The sequence below is a fragment of the Lactobacillus kullabergensis genome (genome assembly GCF_000967195.1).
In the GTDB taxonomy this organism is placed as follows: domain Bacteria; phylum Bacillota; class Bacilli; order Lactobacillales; family Lactobacillaceae; genus Lactobacillus; species Lactobacillus kullabergensis.
The window spans coordinates 1-1,478 of sequence record NZ_KQ033875.1; the positions used below are offsets into that span (position 1 = coordinate 1).

1 protein-coding gene is annotated in these 1,478 nt (G+C 41.4%); it reads right to left on the reverse strand.

Annotated elements, in window-relative coordinates:
• Nucleotides 1-41: 41 nt before the first annotated feature.
• Nucleotides 42-1,436 carry an IS3 family transposase gene (locus tag JF76_RS10040; protein WP_045929019.1) on the reverse strand — a complete coding sequence of 465 codons (1,395 nt, stop codon included), beginning with the start codon at nucleotides 1,434-1,436 and terminating at the stop codon, nucleotides 42-44.
• Between the last annotated feature and the right edge of the window lie 42 nt (nucleotides 1,437-1,478).

Below are 1,478 nucleotides of genomic sequence, written 5' to 3' on the forward strand. Positions count from 1 at the left end.
TGTGATGTGAACCCTAAAATTAGGACACTTTATATTAGCTGCTAACTGAGGACTAGCTTCCGATATTCAATCGGAGTTAGTCCTTTTAGTTTGATCTTGATTCTTTTCTGATTGTAATACTCAATGTAGTCTCTGATTGCATCTTCCAGTTCATTCAGATTTTTAAACTGCTTTTCAAAGCCATAAAACATTTCTCGCTTGAGTATGCCGAAGAAGCCTTCCATTAGCCCATCATCAAGCGAATTGCCCTTGCGTGACATTGACTGGCTAATGCCATGATTTTTGAGCCATGCTTGAAATTGCAAGTGTTGGTACTGCCAGCCTTGGTCTGTGTGAAAGATCAAACCATTCAAAGCTGGATATTTGTGCCAGGCCTTTCTTAACATATCCATGGTCTGCTTAAGATTAGGGCTGCGGGAAATAGTATAGGAAACAATCTCTTGGGTGCAGCCGTCAATGATCGGTGATAAGTAAGTCTTTTGCCCCTTGAGCTTAAACTCCGTCACATCTGAATACCATTTGTGATTGGGATAAACCGCACTGAAGCTGCGTTTAATCAGGTCAGGCTTAATCGGACCCTGAGTGCCGCGATAGCTGCTGTATTTGTGCCAGCGTTTACTGACTATGCCAAACAGTTTCAGCTTGTTCATTAAGCGCTGCACCTTTTTATGATTGACTAATAAACCGCGACGCCTAAGTTCTGCAGTAATGCGGCGATAGCCATAGCGGTGCTTGTGTTCTTCATAAATAGCTTTGATTTCAGCCATTATTTCTCGATTATCCCGCTCTTTATCCTTCTTCTTTAAAGTGTAGTAGTAATTACTACGGGATAAGTGCGGCAGATTGGGATTGGCATTAATGGCATCAAGAATAAAAGTTACGCTGACTTTAAGCTCGCGCCTTAGTTGGGTAACTGCCTGGGCTATTTCCGCGGCTTGCGGTTCTTGGTCCGCTGGTCGACTAAGACGCTCAATTTTTTTACAAATTCGTTCTCGATTTTCAGCTTTAAGTTCTGCTGGCGTAAGCGTTCGTTCTCTTGTTTGAGTCGATGATTTTCCTGTTTGATCAGCTGTTCTCTTTTGGTCATGGGGCGGTCGTCCTCTCTGCTTATTAACGATATTATACCCATTTTTACGATATTCGCGCAGCCAATTGGACAACATGCCACGACTTTTTAAACCTAAATCTAGTGCTACGTGATAAAGGGGTTCATGGTCAACTATGATTCGCTTGAGAGCTTGCTCCTTAAAATTACTTGTATAAGCAGTGTAAGGCTGATCTAAAATGGCTAGACCGTGACGGTCAATTAAAGCTAACAAGTAACTAATATTAGTCCTGCCAACCCGATAACGCTGACTTAACTCAGTAGAACCGATTTGATAATCATGCCAAAGATGATAGATTTCAACTTTATCTTGTTTAGATAATTTAGACATAAAAATAACCCCCAAATTTGTCCTAAATTTGGGGGTCATATC